Here is a 17,556-nt window from a genome sequence, read left to right on the forward strand (position 1 = left end):
CGCGGGGGTCGGTCAGCTTGCGTCTCCTTCTGCGGTGAGCCTAGCCGTGCGGGGCGGGGCTCACAATTCCTGCACCTCGGCGATGCCAGGCAGCACCTTCATCGCCTGCATCAGCCGCGGCGAGACGTTGAAGAAGCCGGGCAGCGCGATCTCCACCTCCTGCCCCGGCCCGGTCATGGGGACGAGGATGACGCGCCCGCGCCCCTTGCCCTCGCGGCCCAGCATGGTGCGGATGTGGTCCACCGCCTCGGCGGTCTCGAACCACAGGCGCAGCCCCTGGCCGAGATTCTGCGCGACCTTCTCCAGCGGCTCGACCTCCTGCGCCGTCAGCCGCACCGTGTCGCCATCCACGCGCACCTCGGTGGTCACCAGCAGCGCCTGGCCCTCGCCCAGCAGGCCATCGGCACGGGCCAGCGTCTCGCTGAAGAAGGTGATCTCGAAACTGCCCTGCGCGTCGGAGAAGCGGACCCAGGCCATCTTGTTGCCGCTCTTCGTGCGCCCGCTCTTCACCGCCACCACCGTGCCGGCAAGCTTCATGCGGCCATTGCCGCCGCGCGCGCGTTCGGCGATCTGCGCCGAGGGCACCGCCCCCAGCTTCTGCAGCACGCGCTTGTAGGTATCGAGCGGATGGGCGGAGAGGTGGAAGCCCACCGCCTCGGCCTCGAAGGAGAGCTTCTCCAGCATCGGCCAGTCGCCGGCCTCGGGCAGGCGCAGCGGCACGGGGGTGGTCTCGGCGCCGAACATGTCGCGCGTCGGGTTCAGGCGCCGCTCCGCGGCTTCCTGCGCGGCGCGCAGCACGGCCTCCGCCCCCTGCACCAGCTTCGCGCGGTTGCGCTCCAGGCTGTCGAAGGCGCCGGCCTTGGCCAGGTTCTCAAGCTGCATCTTGTTGAGCAGCTTCGGGTCCACGCGCGCGGCGAAATCCGACAGCGAGGCGAAGGGCCCGCCGGCGTCGCGCGCGCGCACCAGATCCTGCATCGCGCCCAGCCCCACGCGCTTGATCGCGGCCAGGGCGAAGCGGATGGCCGCCTGCCCGTCCTCGCGCGTCTCCAGCGTGAATTCGGCGGCCGAGCGGTTCACGTCGGGCGGCAGCACCGGGATGCTCAGCCGCGCGGCTTCCTGCATGTGGCCCGCGAGCTTGTCGGTATTGCCGAGGTCGAGGGTCATGGAGGCCGCCAGGAAGGCGACCGGGTGGTTCGCCTTCAGCCAGGCGGTCTGGTAGGCGACCAGCGCATAGGCGGCGGCGTGCGACTTGTTGAAGCCGTATTCGGCGAAGCGCTGCATCAGGTCGAAGACCTCGCCGGCCTTCGTGCCGTCCACGCCATTCGCCACGGCACCTTCCACGAAGGTGGCGCGCTGGCGCTCCATCTCCTTCATGTCCTTCTTGCCCATGGCACGGCGCAGCAGGTCCGCCCCACCGAGCGAGAAGCCCGCCATCACCTGGGCGATCTGCATCACCTGTTCCTGGTAGACCATGATGCCGTAGGTCTCGGCCAGGATGGCGTGGATCGAGGGGTGCGGGCTTTCCCACGCCTCGCCATGCTTGCGCTGGCAATAGGCGGGGATGTTCGCCATCGGCCCCGGTCGATAGAGCGAGACGGCGGCGATGAGATCCTCGAAGCGGTCGGGGCGCATCATGCGCAGGCAGTCGCGCATCCCCTGGCCTTCGAACTGGAACACCCCGGCGGCGTCGCCGCGGGCGAGCATCGCATAGGTCCTGGCGTCATCGAGCGGCAGGCGATCGAGATCGACCTCGATCCCCTGCCCTTTCAGCAACGCCACGGCGCGCTGCAGCACGGTCAGCGTCTTGAGGCCGAGGAAGTCGAACTTCACGAGGCTCGCCTGCTCGACATACTTCATCGAGTACTGCGTCACGAGCATGTCGTTGCGCGGGTCGCGATAGAGCGGCACGATGTCGAGCAGCGGCTTGCGCCCGATCACCACGCCGGCGGCATGGGTGGAGGCGTTGCGGTAGAGCCCTTCCAGCTCCTGCGCCACCTCGAGCAGGCGCGCCACCTGCTCGTCATTCGCCTGCATGTCCTGCAGCTTCGGCTCACCCGCGATGGCCTGGCCGAGGGTCACGGGCTTGGCCGGGTTGAAGGGGATGAGGCTGGCGATGCGATCCACCTGGCCATAGGGCAGGCCCATCACCCGCCCCACATCGCGCACGGCGGCCTTCGCCTGCAGCTTGCCGAAGGTGATGATCTGCGCGACGCGATCCGCGCCATATTCGCGCACCACGTAGCGGATCACCTCGTCGCGCCGGTCCTGGCAGAAATCGATGTCGAAATCGGGCATCGACACACGCTCGGGATTCAGGAAGCGCTCGAAGAGCAGGCCCCAGCGCATCGGGTCGAGATCGGTGATGGCGAGCGCCCAGGCGGCCACGGAGCCCGCGCCCGAGCCACGCCCCGGCCCCACCGGAATCCCCTGCGCCTTCGCCCATTGGATGAAATCCGCGACGATGAGGAAGTAGCCGGAGAAGCCCATCTTCTCGATGACGGTCAGCTCATAGGCCAGGCGCTCGCGATAGGGCGCGCGTTCGGCCTCGGGCCGGCCTTGCGCGTCCATGCGCGCCTCCAGCCCCTGGCGCGCCATCTCGGCCACCGTCTCGGCCTCGGTCATGCCGGGGCGGACCTTGGGGCAGATCGGCAGTTCGGGCTTCTTCGATTCCGCCATCACCGCGCAGCGCCGTGCGATGGCCAGCGTGTTGTCGCAGGCCTCGGGCAGGTCGGCGAAAAGCTCGCGCATCGCCGCAGCGGGCTTGAACCAATGCTCGGGCGTGACGCGCCGGCGCTCGGGCTCAGCGATCACGCGCCCGGCCGCGATGCAGAGCAGCGCGTCATGCGCGGCGTGCATCTTCGATTCGGCGAAGTAGACGTCGTTGGTGGCGACGATCGGCAGGCCGGCCGCCTCCGCCAGGGCGAGCAAACCGGGCTCGACGATCTTCTCGATGGGCAGGCCGTGGCGCTGGAGCTCCACCACCAGGCGATCATCGAAGCTCGCCTTCAGCCGTTCCAGCAGCCGCGCCGCGGCGTCGCGCCGGCCTTCGGCGAGCAGCCGCCCGAGCGGGCCCGTGGTGCCGCCGGTGAGCAGGATCACGCCCCCGCTGTGTTCCTCGAGCTGGGCGAGGGTGATGCAGGGCTCACCCGAGGGATCGTCGTTCAGGAAGCTCTTGGAAGACAGGCGCTGGAGATTCTCGAGCCCCTGCGGGTTCATCGCCAGCGCCACCAGCACGTCGGGCCGGTTGCGCTGCGCGTCACGCGCCGCGCCCCCCTCATCGGTCGCGCTGCGGCCGAGGAAGAGCTGGCAGCCCATGATGGGCTGCACGCCCTTCGCCGAGCAGCCTTGCGCGAATTCCAGCGCGCCGAAGAGATTCGCGGTATCGGTCAGCGCCACGGCGGGCATGCCCAGCTGCGCGGCCAGGGCGGGCAGCTTCTCGGCCTTGATCGCGCCCTCGCTCAGCGAGTAGGCGGAATGGACATGCAGGTGGATGAAGCCGGTGCCGCTCATGGCGCCAATCTACCATGGCAGCGGAGGTTGGACATGTCGGATGACGAGCGCCTGTTGCGAGAGGCGATCGCGCTCGCCGCCGAGAGCCGTGCGGCGGGCAACCACCCCTTCGGCGCCCTGCTGGCCGATCCCGGCGGGCGGGTGCTGATCCGCGAGGGCAATGGCTTCCACCCGCATGGCGATGGCACCGCCCATGCCGAGCGCCTGGTCGCCACCCGCGCCTGCATCGAGCTTTCGCCCGCGCAGCGCGCCGAGGCGACGCTGTATTCCTCAGCCGAGCCCTGCGCCATGTGCGCGGGCGCCATCTACTGGGCCGGGATCGGGCGCGTGGTCTATGGCCTGGCCGAGTCGCGGCTCAAGGCCATGATCGGCCCGCATCCGGAGAACCTGACGATGGACCTGCCCTGCCGCAGCGTCTTCGCCGCCGGGCAGCGACGGATCGAGGTCGTGGGCCCAATGCTGGAAGAGGAGGCCGCGCTGGCGCATCGCGGCTTCTGGTAGCGCTACAGGACCACGTTCGTCTGCACGAGTTGCAGCGCCGCATCGCGCGAGAGGTCCTGCCCGGCCTCCTTGCCGCCGATCACCTCGGCAAGCTCGGCCTCGGTGCCCTTCCAGTCGCCATGCGGCAAGAGGTGGAAATGGTAACGCGGGTCGGTCAGCGGCAGCAGGTCCACATCGGCGCGCTGGCGCGGATGCAGCATGCCGGCCAGCGGCAGGTGGATGCTCTGCGCCTGCGAGAGCCAGGCCGCGAGCCAGGAGAAGGTGCTGACCGCGACGCAGATGTGGGATGAGGCGCGCAGCGTCTCGAAATCCGCCATCGGCCCGCGCGAGGGCACGAACGCCGCCTGCGGAAAGCGCGCGCGCAGCGCATCGGAATAGCGATCCTCGCCGATCTGGCCGAGGAAGACGGGGTGCAGCCCGGTCTGGTCGATCAGCCGCGCGAAGAAGGCGAGCGGCAGCGGGCGATAATCCTTGTGCCGCGCGCCGAGAATCTCATCGGCGCGGACATTGATGACGAGGGTATCCGCGCCATAGCCCTGCATGGGCGGGCCGGGTGCGCGGAACAGGGCGCGCACGCGCTCCAGCGGCTCCAGCAACTCCATGCGGCAGCCGAGCGCGGTGGTCTCGATGCCCTCGATCAACCCCTGGTCGATCAGGTAGCGCAGCCGCCCGATATCGATGCGGTGCCCGCCGAGCTTGATGTGGCGTGCGGGCAAGGCACGCCGCCGGGGCGCGATTTCCCATTCCGGCAGCGCCTCGCCGGTGACGAGGCAATCGCCGAGTCGCCGGGCCAGGCTGTGCGCCAGCATGATCTCGAACATGCGGTTGCCGAGGCGACCGCCGAGCACGTAGCGGATGACGGTCGGCATCGGCTCAGCCCGCCACCACCCTGCCCTCGCGCAGCGTCACCACGCGATCCATGCGCGCGGCGAGTTCGGGATTGTGGGTCGCGATCAGCGCCGCCATGCCGCGGCCGCGCACCGCCTCTAGCAATTCGTGGAAGACGCGATCGGCGGTGCCGACATCGAGATTGCCCGTCGGCTCATCGGCCAGCAGCACGCGCGGATCATTGGCCAGGGCGCGGGCGATGGCCACGCGCTGCTGCTCGCCGCCCGAGAGCTTGCCGGGGCGATGCTGCTCCCGCCCCTTCAGGCCGAAGGCGCCGAGCAAGTCATGCGCCCGCGCCATGGCGGCCGCGCGCGCGACGCCATTGGCCATCTGCGGCAGGGCGATGTTCTCCTCGGCGGTGAATTCCGGCAGCAGATGGTGGAACTGGTAGACGAAGCCGATGCCCTGCCGGCGGATCGCGGTGCGCGCATCGTCCGAGAGCGTGCCGGCCGGCTGGCCCTGGTAGAAGACCTCCCCGCCATCGGGTTTCTCGAGCAGCCCGGCCAGGTGCAGCAGCGTGGACTTGCCGGTGCCGGAGGGCGCGACAAGCGCCACGATCTCGCCGGCCACCAAGCTGAGATCCGCCCCGCGCAGCACGGCAAGCTCGCCGGCCTCGGTGCGGAAGCGGCGCTCGACGGCGCGGAGTTCAAGTGCCACGTCACTCATTGCGCAGCGCCACCACCGGGTCCGTCTTCGCCGCGCGCCAACTCGGATAGATGGTGGCGAGCAAGGAGAGGCCGAGGCCCATCGCCACCACCTGCATGACCTCGTTCGGGTCCACCACCGCCGGCAGGCGCGTGAGGAAATAGACCTCGGCGCTGAACAGCTCGGTGCCGCTCAGCGCCTGGATCGCCTGGCGGATGCTCTCGATGTTCGCACAGAAGGCGATGCCGATGAGGAAGCCGATCAGCGTGCCGACAACGCCGACACTCGCGCCGCAGAGCAGGAAGATGCGCAGGATCGCACCGCGTGTCGCCCCCACCGTGCGCAGCACCGCGATGTCGCGCCCCTTGTCCTTCACCAGCATGATCAGGGAGGAGACGATGTTGAAGGCCGCGACGATGATGATCAGCGTCAGGATCAGGAACATCACGTTCCGCTCCACCTGCACCGCGGCGAAGAAGCTGCTGTTCGCGTCCTGCCAGTCCAGGATGCGCACCGGCGTGCCCTGCAACGCGCTGCGGATGCCGCGCGTCACGGCGCGGACATTGGTAGGGTCGGCGACGAAGACCTCCACCTGCGTCGCGGCATCGCCGGTCTGGAAGAAGGTCTGCGCGGCGCCCATCGGCAGGAAGACGAAGGAATTGTCGTATTCATGCATGCCGATCTGGAAGACCGCGACCACCGTATAGGCGCGCACGCGCGGCACCGTGCCGAAGACCGTCGTGCGGCCCTGCGGCGAGACCAGCGTCACCTTGTCGCCGACCGTGATGCGGAAACGCTGCGCGAGGCGCGAGCCGATGACGATGGCATCGTCGCCCTCGAATCGGTCGAGGCTGCCATTGACGATGCTCTGCGCCACGATGCCGCGTGCGCGCAGATCCTCGGGCTTCACCCCGCGCGCAAGCCCGCCCGAGGCACCACCCTGCTCGGAAGTCAGCAGCACTTGGCCCTCGACGATCGACGTGGCGGAGACCACCCCCGGCACGGCGCGGATACGCCCGGCCATGGCGTCGTAGTCGGTGATGTTGCGCTCGAGCCCATGCACGCCGAGATGGCCGTTCAGGCCCAGGATCCGGCCCAGTAATTCCTGGCGGAAGCCGTTCATCACGCTCATCACGATGATCAGCGTGGCGACGCCCAGCGCGATGCCCACCAGCGAGAAGATCGCGATCACCGAGACGAAGCGCTCGCCCTTGCGCGCGCGCAGGTAGCGGAAGGCGACGGCGCGCTCGAAGGGGCCGAACATGCTCAGCCGAGGATCTTCGCCAGCGCATCCTCGGGCGAGACTTCCTGCTTCTCGCCCGTCGCGCGGCGCTTCAGCTCGACCACGCCGGCGGCCGCACCGCGCGGGCCGATCACGACCTGCCAGGGATGGCCCATCAGATCGGCATCGGCGAATTTCGGGCCGGCACGCTCGGTGCGATCGTCGTAGAGCGCCTCTGGGATCGCGTTGTACAGGCGCTCGCTCAGCGCGTCGCAGGCGGCATCGCCCTGCTTGAGGTTGATGACCACCGCCTTGAAGGGTGCAACGGCATCCGGCCATTTGATGCCGGCCTCGTCGTGGTTGGCCTCGATCGTCGCCCCCACGAGGCGCGAGACGCCGATGCCGTAGCTGCCCATCTCGGGCGCCACAGTCTTGCCGTCCGGCCCCTGCACGGAGAGGCCCATGGTCGCCGAATACTTGGTGCCGAAATAGAAGATGTGCCCGACCTCGATGCCGCGGGCGGAGACGCGCTTGTCCGCCGGCACCTGCTCCCAGGCCACGGGGTCGTGCATTTCCTCGGTCGCGGCGTAGTGGCTGGTCCAGGCCTCGACCGCGGGGGCGAGGTCCGCGCCGTAATCGGGCGCGCTCGCCAGCGCATCCATGTCGAGCAGGTCCTGGCTCACGAAGACCTGGCTTTCGCCCGTCTCGGCCAGGATGATGAATTCATGGCTCAGATTGCCGCCGATGGGGCCGGTGTCGGCGCGCATCGGCACGGCCTTCAGCCCCATCCGCGCGAAGGTGCGCAGATAGGCCAGGAACATCTGGCGATAGCTGTGCTGCGCGCCTTCCTTGGTGACGTCGAAGGAATAGGCGTCCTTCATCAGGAATTCGCGCCCGCGCATCACGCCGAAGCGCGGGCGCACCTCATCACGGAACTTCCACTGGATGTGGTAGAGGTTGCGCGGCAGGTCGCGGTAGCTTTTCGCGAAGCTGCGGAAGACGTCGGTGACCATTTCCTCGTTGGTCGGGCCGTAGAGCATCTCGCGGTCGTGGCGGTCCTTGAGGCGCAGCATCTCGGGCCCATAGGCGTCGTAGCGGCCGGACTGGCGCCAGAGATCGGCGGACTGGATCGTCGGCATCAGGATTTCCTGCGCGCCGGCGCGGTCCTGTTCCTCGCGCACGATCTGCTCGATCTTCTGCAGCACGCGCCAGCCCAGCGGCAGCCAGGCATAGATGCCCGCCGAGGTCTGGCGCACCAGGCCAGCACGCAGCATGAGGCGGTGCGAGGCGATGGTCGCCTCGGCGGGGGTTTCCTTGAGCGTCGGCAGGAAGGCGCGGGAGAGGCGCAAAGCGCGGGCTCCTAGATCCAGGTCGTTGTGCGGCGGAACCTAGTCTCGGGGCCCGGCTGACGCCAGCGGGGGAAGGCGGACCACGCGCGCTTATCCGCGCAAATGCCGGTCCCGGGGTCCGGATTGCCGCAGCGCAGCAATTTTATTGCGCAACTTTCGGAATGCTCGACACGAAGCCGGGGGGAATTCTGCCGGATGGCGAAGATTTCCCTTTGCACCCTGCGGCGATTTCGTTAAAAAAACGGGCCGCATCCAGGGGATGCGGCCCGAGTTAAGGGAGGAAACGCCAGTCACACGGCAGAGCGAGGATCAACCTCTCTCTGTGGTTGAGAATGGCGCCAGGACTGACCGCGGCACAATAAGAAACGCGGCGCCGAGGGACCAAAAAACAGGCCCTCAGACTAAACTTGCTCCAAAATGAGGCGGCGCCTGGAAAACCCCAGGTTGGCCGCCTTATCTTTGTGCACCGCCCGGCATCGGCGAGGAAATCCCCGGCCCCTGATAGGCCCACCAGCCTTCCCGGAAATCGACCCAGCCGCTCAGGATCACCGCATGGATGCAAAGCCAGATCACGCTGGCCAGCACCGTGGTGGCGATCAGCTTGCGTACCAGCAGCGGCCGCGCCGGCGCGCCGCGCCAGCCGCCGGCCTCCGGATCGGGGTCCTCGACCGGCCGCGTGCCGAAGGGCAGCACGCAGAAGAGCGCGGTCCACCAGACCATCACAAAGACCAGCACGCCCGAAAAACCCGACATCGCCCCCTACTTCCCCCTGCTTTCCGGGAAATTCGCCCGCAATCCCAACCCCGCCAGCCGCGCCGTCTCGGCGATGCGCCGGTCCCGCGTGGCCGGCGTCTTCGCCGCCGCGATCCACCACAGGATCCCCTTGCGAGCGGAGGGCGCGAAGCCCGACCAGGCCTCGGCCGCCCCGGGCACCCCGGCCAGCGCGACGGTCAGCGCCGCGGGCTCCGCCAGCGATTCGGCGGCCTCATACACGTCCCAGGAGCCATCCTCCAGCGCGGCCGCGACGCGCGCCTCACCGGGCGGGGCCATCAGCCCGGCCGCGCGCAGCCGCGCGATTCGTGCCTTGTTCACCCGACTCCAGGGGCTGCGCGGCTTGCGCGGGGAGATGAGCAGCATCCAGCGCGCCGCATCGAGCTTGCGCGGCAGGCTGTCGATCCAGCCGAAGCAGAGCGCCTCCTCCACTGCCGCGTCCTGGGTCAGCGGCGGCGCCGCACCCTTGTTCAGCACCAGCCAGACCGGCGCCCGCCGCGCGTGATGCGCCGCGAGCCAGGCCCGCCAGGCCGCGCGATCCGCCGGCTCCAGGCGCTCGACCTGCTCGGCCGCCCGCGCCACGGCGCTAGACCCGCAGCAGATGCACCTCGACGGTCGGGCGCTTGCGAAGCCGCCGCCCGACCGCGCGGCGCACCGCGCTGCGCGCCGCTTCCCGCAGCGCGCCATCCTCGCGCTTCAGCGCGCTCGGCATCTCGTTGACCGCGCGCGCAAGATCGCCGGCGATCTGCCCCGTCTCCGCGCCGCTGTCCTCGAACAGGCCGGGGGCAGAGATCTGCGGCTGGCCCAGCACCCGCCCGCTGCCATCCACCGCCAGCGAGGCCACGACCACGCCGTTGAAGAGCATCTTCTTGCGCGCCGCCAGCAGGTCGCCATCCAGCGGCAGCAGGCGGTCCCCGTCCACGGCGAGCCGGCCGACGGGCACGCTCTCGACGATGTCAGGCTTGCCGGGGGCGAGCTTCAGCACGTCGCCATCCTCTATCACATGGGCGATCGCCTGGAGGCTCTCGGCCAGGTTCGCGTGCTCGTTCATGTGCCGCCACTCGCCATGCACCGGCACGGCGTATTTCGGGCGGACCAGCTGGTAGAGCCGCTTGAGTTCGTCGCGCGCCGGATGGCCGGAGACATGGACCATGTGGTCGTCGGCGGTCATCACCTCGACCCCCGCGCGCGAGAGTTCGTCCTGCACGCGCAGGATCGCACGCTCATTGCCCGGGATCATGCGGGAGGAGAAGATCACCGTGTCGCCCTCCCCCAGCGAGATATGCGGGTGGGTGTCGGCGGCGATCTTGGACATCGCGCTGCGGGCCTCGCCCTGGCTGCCGGTGCAGATGACCAGCAGCTTGTCGTCGGGCACGTCCTCGGCCTCATCCTCGGAGAGGAAGGGTGGGATGGTGGTGAGGTAGCCGCATTCGCGCGCCGCCGCCTCGGCATTGCGCAGCGAGCGGCCGAAGAGCGCCACCTGCCGCCCCGCCGCGCGGGCCGCCACCGCCAGCGACTCGACGCGGGCGAGGTTGGTCGCGAAGCAGGTGACGGCGATGCGCCCCTTCAGCCCCTTGATCAGCGCGGTCAGGTTGCGCCGGACCTCGGCCTCGCTGCCGGAATGGCCCTCGACCAGCGCGTTGGTGCTGTCGCAGACCATGGCGAGCACCCCCTCATCGCCGAGGCGCGCGAAAGCCGCCTCATCGGTGGGCGGGCCGATCAGCGGCTGCGGGTCGAGCTTCCAATCGCCGGTGTGCAGCACCGTGCCGTAGCTGGTGCGCAGCACCAGCGCCTGCGCCTCGGGGATGGAATGCGCGACGCGGAGGAATTCGAGGTCGAAATTGCCCAGCCTCCAGCGCGTGGCGGGCGGCTGGGTCACCAGCTCGACCTGGTGGATCAGCCCGGCCTCGCCCAGCTTGCGACGCAGCACAGCGGCGGCGAAGGGGCTGGCATGGATCGGGCAGCGCAGCTGCGGCCACAGATGCGCCACCGCCCCCACATGGTCCTCATGCGCATGGGTGATGACGAGGCCCACCAGCCGGTCCTTGCGCTCGGCCAGCCAGCGCGCATCGGGCACCAGGACCTCGACCTCCGGATGTTCCGGCCCGCCGAAGCCCAGCCCGCAATCCACGGCGAGAAGCTGCCCGTCGCAGCGATAGACGTTGAGGTTGAGTCCGATCTCCCCCGTTCCGCCGAGCGGAATGAAGGCCAAATCTCCAGTCATTGTTCTTCCAGTACCTGTACGTGTCGTTTTCTGCGTGCGCGGGCGCCGCGGCCCCTGCCCGGCCGTGCTCGGCCGTAGGCTCAGGGGTCGAAGCGCGAACTGCCGGTGAAGATGGGGGCGGGGTTGCGTTGCGCCAACAGGCGCAGGCCGTCGAGCGTCGTATCCTGGTCCGTCGTCTCGATCACCGTGGTGCCTTCGGCGAAGAGCGGCGCCAGCCCGCCGGTCGCGATCACCTTCAGGCTGCCGCCATGCTCCGCACGGATCCGGGCGACGATCCCCTCAATCAGCCCGACATAGCCCCAATAGATGCCCGACTGCATGGCCGCCACGGTGTTGCGCCCGATGGCCGATTGCGGCCGCCCGATGCCGATGCGCGGCAGGCGGGCGGCGGCGCGGTGCAGCGCCTCGATCGAGAGGTTGATGCCCGGCGCGATGACCCCGCCCAGATAGGCGCCGTCATGCTCCACCACGTCGAAGGTGGTGGCGGTGCCGAAATCGATGACCACCAGGGGGCCCCGGTAGCGGTGGTGGGCGGCCAGGGCGTTGAGCAGGCGGTCGGCGCCGACCTCGTTCGGCGCATCGACGCGGATGTCGAAGCCCCAGTCGAGATGCGCGCGCGCGATCAGCGGCTCGCAGTTGAACCACTCGCGGGCCAGCCGCCGCAGGCCGTAGAGCGCGGCGGGAACCACGGTGCCGATGGCGCAGCGGTCGATATCCGTGGCGCGCAGCCCCGCATGCTGCAGCAGGGCCAGCAGCCAGACGGCGTATTCGTCGCTGGTGCGTTCGGCATCCGTGCGGATGCGCCAGCGGCCGCGCCACTCCGCACCGTCATGCACGGCGAAGACGACGTTGGTGTTGCCCGCATCGATGACCAGCAGCATCGGCCTCAGTCCACTTCACCACTCATGACGGCGTGTAGCCGATCGCCGGCCGCGATCAACAGGCTGCCATCCTCGCGCAGGCCCCGGTAGCCGCCGGCAAGCCCGCCGCGCAGCACCAGCGCCGTATCGGGGGCAGGGCCGCGGGCCTCCCAGGCCGCGCGGATCGGCGCGAAGCCCTCCGCCAGGAACAGCCGGCGCCAGGTCTCGAAGCGCTCCAGCAGCCGGGAAGCCACCACCTCCGGCGCCGGGCTGCCCGGCAGGCAGGCAGTGGCACGCCCTGGCATGGCGGGCGCATGGGCGAGGTTGGCGCCGAGCCCGAACACCAGCCACTCGATCCGCCCGGCCGCATCGGTGCTGCTCTCACAGAGCATGCCGGCGAGCTTGGCCTCGCCCCGCATCACGTCATTCGGCCATTTCAGCGTCAGCGGCGCCGGCGAGAAGGCCGAAAGCGCATCGTGCAGCGCGACGGCTGCCAGCAGCCCCCATTGCGGCGCCTGCCGGGCCGGCCCGCCCGGACGCAGCAGGAGCGAGATGTGCAGATTGCCTGCCTCGCCGCGCCAGACCCGGCCATCCCGCCCGCGCCCCGCGGTCTGCCGGCGCGCCAGAACGGCGAGACCCTCCGCCTCCCCCGCCGCGGCGCGGCTCAACAGGTGGTCGGAGGTCGAGCCGAGTTCCTCATGGCATTCCAGCCGCCAGGCGAGAGGCGCGGCCGCACTCACCCGGCGATGGAGGCGATGGCTGCGCTCGCTGCCCCAAGCAGCGGCGCGGGCATGAGGAAGAAGAACAGCGTGAACAGGCCGCTGACCGCCATGACCGTGGTCAGCCCGGCCGTCCGCGCATCCAGCGCGCCCAGCGGCTTGTCGAAATACATCACCTTGACGATGCGCAGGTAGTAGTAGCTGCCGACCACGCTGGTCGCGATGCCGATCAGCGCCAGCACCCAGAAGCCACCCTGCACCGCGGCGAGGAAGACGTAGAGCTTGCCGAAGAAGCCGGCGAGCGGCGGGATGCCGGCCATGGAGAACATGAAGATCGCCATCCAGAGCGCCATGCCCGGATCCGTGCGGCCGAGCCCGGCGAGGTCCTCGACCTGCTCGAGCGCCCTGCCCTGCCGGCGCATCGCGACGATCACCGCGAAGGCGCCGAGGTTCATCACGACATAGATGGCGAGGTAGACCAGCACGCCGCGCAGGCCATTGTCGGAGACCACGGCCAGGCCCATCAGCGCGTAGCCGACATGGCCGATCGAGGAATAGGCCATCAGCCGCTTGATGTTGCGCTGGTTCAGCGCGGCGAAGCTGCCCAGGATCATGGAGGCCGCGGAGGCCACCCAGATCACCTGCTGCCACTGCCCGGCGAGATCGCCGAAGGGCCCGGCCAGCACCCGCACCATCAGCGCGAGCGCCGCCACCTTGGGCGCCGTGGCGAAGAAGGCCGTCACCGGCGTCGGCGCGCCTTCGTAGACATCGGGCGTCCACATGTGGAAGGGCGCGGCCGAGACCTTGAAGGCCAGCCCCGCCACCACGAAGACGAGGCCGAGCACGAGGCCCATGCTGACGGAATCGCCAGACAGGCCATCGGCGAGGCGGTCGAAATTCGTCGTGCCCGCGAAGCCATAGACCAGCGAGGCGCCGTAGAGCAGCAGGCCCGAGGCCAGCGCGCCGAGCACGAAATACTTCAGCCCCGCCTCCGCGCTGCGCGGGTTGTCCCGGTCGAAGGCGGCGAGGATGTAGAGCGAGAGCGACATCAGCTCGAGCCCGACATAGAGCGACATCAGGTCATTGGCCGAGACCATGACCATCATGCCGAGGGTCGCGAAGAGCACCAGCACCGGATACTCGAAGCGCGCCGTGCCCGCCCGCGCGTTGAAGTCGAGCGCAAGCACCACGCTGAGCGCCGCGCCCAGCAGGATCAGCACCTTGGCGAAGCGCGAGAAGCCGTCGGAGACGAACTGGCCCATGAAGGCCGTGCCCTCGGGCTCGCCCAGCACTAGCGCGGCGGTGAAGACCAGCGCGGCGATCACGGCCATGCAGACGGGGAAGAAGGTCTCCTTCTTCGGGATCACGCCGCCGAGCAGGATGGCGAGGCCCGCGACCGCGAGCACGATCTCGGGCAAGGCGAGGGTCCAGTTCATCGGCATCACATCCCGGCCAGTCGTGCCGCGCCGAGCGCAGCCTCATGGCGCATGACCAGCGCGCTGACGCTGGCCTCGAACACGTTGAGGAAGGAGGAGGGGTAGATGCCCATCCACAGCGTCAGCACGATGAGCGGCGCGAAGATCGCGTACTCACGCGGGCTGAGATCGAGCAGCGAGCGCAGATCGTCGCGCGTGATCTTCCCGAAGGCCACGCGGCGATAGAGCCAGAGCATGTAGGCCGCGCCGAGGATCATGCCGAGGGCGGCACCCAGGGCGACCCAGGGGTTCACCTTGAAGGCGCCCACGATCACCAGCAACTCGCCCGGGAAGCCCGCCGTGCCGGGCAGCGCGACCGAGGCCATGGTGAAGAGCATGAAGATCATCGCATAGGCCGGCATGATCTTCGCCACACCGCCGTATCGGGCGATGTCGCGCGTATGGACCCGGTCGTAGAGCACACCGACGCAGAGGAACAGCGCGCCGGAGACGACACCATGGCTCAGCATGGTGAAGAGCGCGCCCGAGATGCCCTGCACGTTGAAGGTGAAGATGCCGAGCGTGACGATGCCCATATGCGCGACCGACGAATAGGCGATCAGCTTCTTCATGTCCTCCTGCGCGAAGGCGACGAGGGAGGTGTAGACGATGGCGATGACGGACAGCGCGAAGATCAGCGGCGCGAAATCCGCCGAGGCCTGCGGCAGCATCGGCAAAGAGAAGCGCAGATAGCCATAGGCGCCCATCTTCAGCAGCACGCCGGCGAGGATGACCGAACCAGCCGTCGGCGCTTCCACATGCGCATCCGGCAGCCAGGTATGCACGGGCCACATCGGCACCTTCACGGCGAAGGACGCCATGAAGGCCAGGAATAGCCAGAACTGCATGTTCCGCGGGAAGGCGGTCTCCATCAGCGTCGGGATGTCGGTGGTCCCCGCCGTGAACCACATCGCGAGGATCGCGAGCAGCATGAGCACGCTGCCCGCCAGCGTGTAGAGGAAGAACTTGAAGGCGGCATAGACGCGCCGCGCACCGCCCCAGACGCCGATGATCAGGAACATCGGGATCAGCACGGCCTCGAAGAAGATGTAGAACAGCACGAAGTCGAGTGCCGCGAACATGCCCACCATCATGCTCTCGAGCACGAGGAAGGCGACCATGTATTCGCGCACGCGCTCGCGCACGCTCTCCCACGACGCCAGGATGCACAGCGGCGTCAGCAGGGTGGAGAGCAGGATGAACAGCATCGAGATGCCGTCCACGCCCATGTGATAGCCCACGCCGAACTCGCCGAACCACTCGGCGCGCTCGACGAACTGGAACTCGGCGCTGCTGCTGTCGAAGCCCAGCCAGAGCAGCAGCGACAGCGCGAAGGTGATGGTGCTCGCCCAGAGCGCCGCCCAGCGCGCATTGCGCGCCACGACCTCTTCCTCGCCGCGGATGGTGAGGATGATCGCCGCCCCTGCCAGCGGCAGGAAGGTGACAAGCGAGAGCAGGGGAAAGCCGGCGGCGTTCATCGGGGCAGGCCCAGCAGCAGGAGAGTGGCGAAGAGCACGAGGCCCACGATCATGGTGAAGGCGTAGTTCGCCACGCGGCCGGTCTGCAGCCGCACCGCGCCGCGCGCCGCCTGCACCACGAGGCTCGCCGCGCCATTGGGCATGCCGTCGATGAGCCGCGCATCGCCGGTCTTCCACAACGCCTCGGCGACGTAGCGCATGGGGCGGACGAAGAGCGCGTCGTAGAGCTCGTCGAAATACCACTTGTTCAGCAGGAAGCGGTACGCCCCGCCGAACTGCGCGGCGAGCCGGCCCGGGATGCCGGGGGCGAACATGTAGAGGACATAGGCGAGCGCGATGCCCGCGAGGCCCACCACCGTCGGCGCCAGCGGCACCCAGGCGGGCACGTGGTGCGCGTGCTCCAGCACATGGTTGGTCGCCGCCGTGTGGATCGCGCCATTCCAGAAGGCCGCCTGGTCGTGGCCCACGAACATCGGATAGAAGACCGCGCCCGCGAAGATCGCGCCGAGCGAGAGCACCAGCAGCGGCACCAGCATCACCCAGGGGCTCTCATGCACATGCTCCATGGTGTGATGGTCTGCCCGCGGCGCGCCATGGAAGGTCAGGATGATCAGGCGCCAGGAGTAGAAGGCGGTGAGGAAGGCAGCCAGCAGGCCCATCACGAAGGCATAGGCGCCAACCCCGGAATGCGCCGCATAGGCCACTTCCAGCACCATGTCCTTCGAGAAATAGCCCGCGAAATAGGGCACGCCCGCCAAAGCCAGGCTGCCGATCCACATCATGGCGTAGGTGATCGGGATCTTCTTCCAGATGCCGCCCATCCGCCGGATGTCCTGCTCATCGGACATGGCATGGATGACCGAACCCGCACCCAGGAACAGCAGCGCCTTGAAGAAGGCGTGGGTGAACAGGTGGAACACCGCCGCCTGGTAGACGCCCACGCCCACCGCGAAGAACATGTAGCCGAGCTGCGAGCAGGTCGAGTAGGCGATGATCCGCTTGATGTCGTTCTGCACGCAGCCGATCGTCGCCGCGAAGATGGCGGTGCTGGCGCCCACCAGCGTCACGATGGCCAGCGCCGTCGGCGCGTATTCCATCACCGGCGACATGCGCGCCATCAGGAAGACGCCCGCGGTCACCATCGTCGCCGCATGGATCAGCGCGGAGACCGGTGTCGGCCCCTCCATCGCATCCGGCAGCCAGGTGTGCAGGCCAAGCTGCGCCGACTTGCCGCACGCGCCGAGGAAGAGCAGCACGCCGATGACCTCAAGCGCGGGCAGCCCCAGGAAGCGCGCCTCCTTCGCCGCCTCGACGCCGGCGAAGATCGCCTCGAACTCCACGGACTGGAAGGTCCAGAAGGTGAGCGCGAGGCCGAGCATGAAGAACAGGTCGCCGACGCGGTTGACGATGAAGGCCTTCATCGCCGCGCGGTTGGCGCTCTCCTTCTCGTACCAGTAGCCGATGAGCAGGTAGCTCGCGAGGCCCACGCCCTCCCAGCCGAAGAAGAGCTGCACGAGGTTGTCCGCCGTCACCAGCATCAGCATCATGAAGGTGAAGAGCGAGAGATAGGCGAAGAAGCGCGGGATCGTCGCGTCATGCGACATGTAGCCCACGGAGTAGAGGTGGATCAGCGTGGAGATGAAGGTGACCATCGCCACCATCACCACGCTCAGCGTGTCGTAGCGCAGCGACCAGGAGACCTCGAAGCCGCCGACATCGATGAAGGTCAGCAGCGTGACGACGCCCGGCGCGCTGCCCAGCGCCACCTCGACGAAGGCGAAGATGCCGCAGGCGGCGGCGAGCGCCATGCAGGCCACGGTGACCCACTGCGCGGCCTTGTCGCCGAGCCAGCGGCCGAAGAACCCGGCGAGGCAGGCGCCCAGCAGCGGGAAGAAGATCGCGCCGACATACATG

The 17,556-nt window shown here is 68.8% G+C and carries 14 protein-coding genes; 1 reads left to right on the forward strand and 13 read right to left on the reverse strand.

The window, feature by feature from the left end; all coding sequences use genetic code 11:
• Positions 1 to 60: 60 nt before the first annotated feature.
• Positions 61 to 3,510, reverse strand: coding sequence for a DNA polymerase III subunit alpha (gene dnaE, locus AC2D9U_RS20355; RefSeq protein WP_484752326.1), 3,450 nt, complete (start codon positions 3,508 to 3,510; stop codon positions 61 to 63).
• Between the two features lie 33 nt (positions 3,511 to 3,543).
• Between dnaE and AC2D9U_RS20360 the strand changes: the two genes are divergently transcribed.
• Positions 3,544 to 4,011, forward strand: a complete 468-nt coding sequence (locus tag AC2D9U_RS20360; RefSeq protein ID WP_484752328.1) for a nucleoside deaminase — start codon at positions 3,544 to 3,546, stop codon at positions 4,009 to 4,011.
• 2 nt (positions 4,012 to 4,013) lie between these two features.
• On the opposite strand, the gene AC2D9U_RS20365 is transcribed toward AC2D9U_RS20360, so the two are convergent.
• The 12 genes from AC2D9U_RS20365 to nuoL all read right to left on the reverse strand — a co-directional run bounded on the left by AC2D9U_RS20365 (position 4,014) and on the right by nuoL (position 17,555).
• Complete coding sequence (locus AC2D9U_RS20365; RefSeq protein ID WP_484752330.1) at positions 4,014 to 4,880, reverse strand: O-fucosyltransferase family protein; 867 nt, start codon at positions 4,878 to 4,880, stop codon at positions 4,014 to 4,016.
• Between the two features lie 4 nt (positions 4,881 to 4,884).
• A complete protein-coding gene (locus AC2D9U_RS20370) occupies positions 4,885 to 5,565 on the reverse strand; it encodes an ABC transporter ATP-binding protein (RefSeq protein WP_484752332.1) in 681 nt (226 codons plus the stop codon).
• Positions 5,558 to 6,808 (reverse strand): lipoprotein-releasing ABC transporter permease subunit, encoded by a 1,251-nt coding sequence (locus tag AC2D9U_RS20375; protein ID WP_484752334.1) that lies wholly within the window; start codon positions 6,806 to 6,808, stop codon positions 5,558 to 5,560. Before AC2D9U_RS20375 ends, AC2D9U_RS20370 begins: the two co-directional genes overlap by 8 nt.
• Positions 6,809 to 6,810: 2 nt before the next feature.
• Positions 6,811 to 8,115 carry a proline--tRNA ligase gene (gene proS / locus AC2D9U_RS20380; protein ID WP_484752336.1) on the reverse strand — a complete coding sequence of 435 codons (1,305 nt, stop codon included), beginning with the start codon at positions 8,113 to 8,115 and terminating at the stop codon, positions 6,811 to 6,813.
• Positions 8,116 to 8,568: 453 nt separating this feature from the next.
• Positions 8,569 to 8,868, reverse strand: coding sequence for a DUF1467 family protein (locus AC2D9U_RS20385; RefSeq protein WP_484752338.1), 300 nt, complete (start codon positions 8,866 to 8,868; stop codon positions 8,569 to 8,571).
• A 6-nt stretch (positions 8,869 to 8,874) separates the two neighbouring features.
• The gene (locus AC2D9U_RS20390; protein WP_484752340.1) at positions 8,875 to 9,468 is read right to left on the reverse strand and encodes a YdeI/OmpD-associated family protein; all 594 of its coding nucleotides are present in this window, start codon (positions 9,466 to 9,468) and stop codon (positions 8,875 to 8,877) included.
• A 4-nt stretch (positions 9,469 to 9,472) separates the two neighbouring features.
• A complete protein-coding gene (locus AC2D9U_RS20395) occupies positions 9,473 to 11,110 on the reverse strand; it encodes a ribonuclease J (RefSeq protein WP_484752342.1) in 1,638 nt (545 codons plus the stop codon).
• Between the two features lie 80 nt (positions 11,111 to 11,190).
• Positions 11,191 to 11,991, reverse strand: a complete 801-nt coding sequence (locus tag AC2D9U_RS20400) for a type III pantothenate kinase (protein ID WP_484752344.1) — start codon at positions 11,989 to 11,991, stop codon at positions 11,191 to 11,193.
• Positions 11,992 to 11,996: 5 nt separating this feature from the next.
• Positions 11,997 to 12,710, reverse strand: a complete 714-nt coding sequence (locus AC2D9U_RS20405) for a biotin--[acetyl-CoA-carboxylase] ligase (RefSeq protein ID WP_484752346.1) — start codon at positions 12,708 to 12,710, stop codon at positions 11,997 to 11,999.
• Positions 12,707 to 14,125, reverse strand: coding sequence for an NADH-quinone oxidoreductase subunit NuoN (gene nuoN, locus AC2D9U_RS20410; RefSeq protein ID WP_484752348.1), 1,419 nt, complete (start codon positions 14,123 to 14,125; stop codon positions 12,707 to 12,709). The genes AC2D9U_RS20405 and nuoN overlap by 4 nt, the downstream gene beginning before the upstream one ends.
• Positions 14,126 to 14,130: 5 nt before the next feature.
• On the reverse strand, positions 14,131 to 15,642 hold the full coding sequence (locus tag AC2D9U_RS20415) for an NADH-quinone oxidoreductase subunit M (RefSeq protein ID WP_484752350.1): 1,512 nt from the start codon (positions 15,640 to 15,642) through the stop codon (positions 14,131 to 14,133).
• Positions 15,639 to 17,555 carry an NADH-quinone oxidoreductase subunit L gene (gene nuoL, locus AC2D9U_RS20420; RefSeq protein WP_484752352.1) on the reverse strand — a complete coding sequence of 639 codons (1,917 nt, stop codon included), beginning with the start codon at positions 17,553 to 17,555 and terminating at the stop codon, positions 15,639 to 15,641. The genes AC2D9U_RS20415 and nuoL overlap by 4 nt, the downstream gene beginning before the upstream one ends.
• Position 17,556: the final 1 nt, after the last annotated feature.

The organism is Roseomonas sp. TF40, from assembly GCF_057219975.1.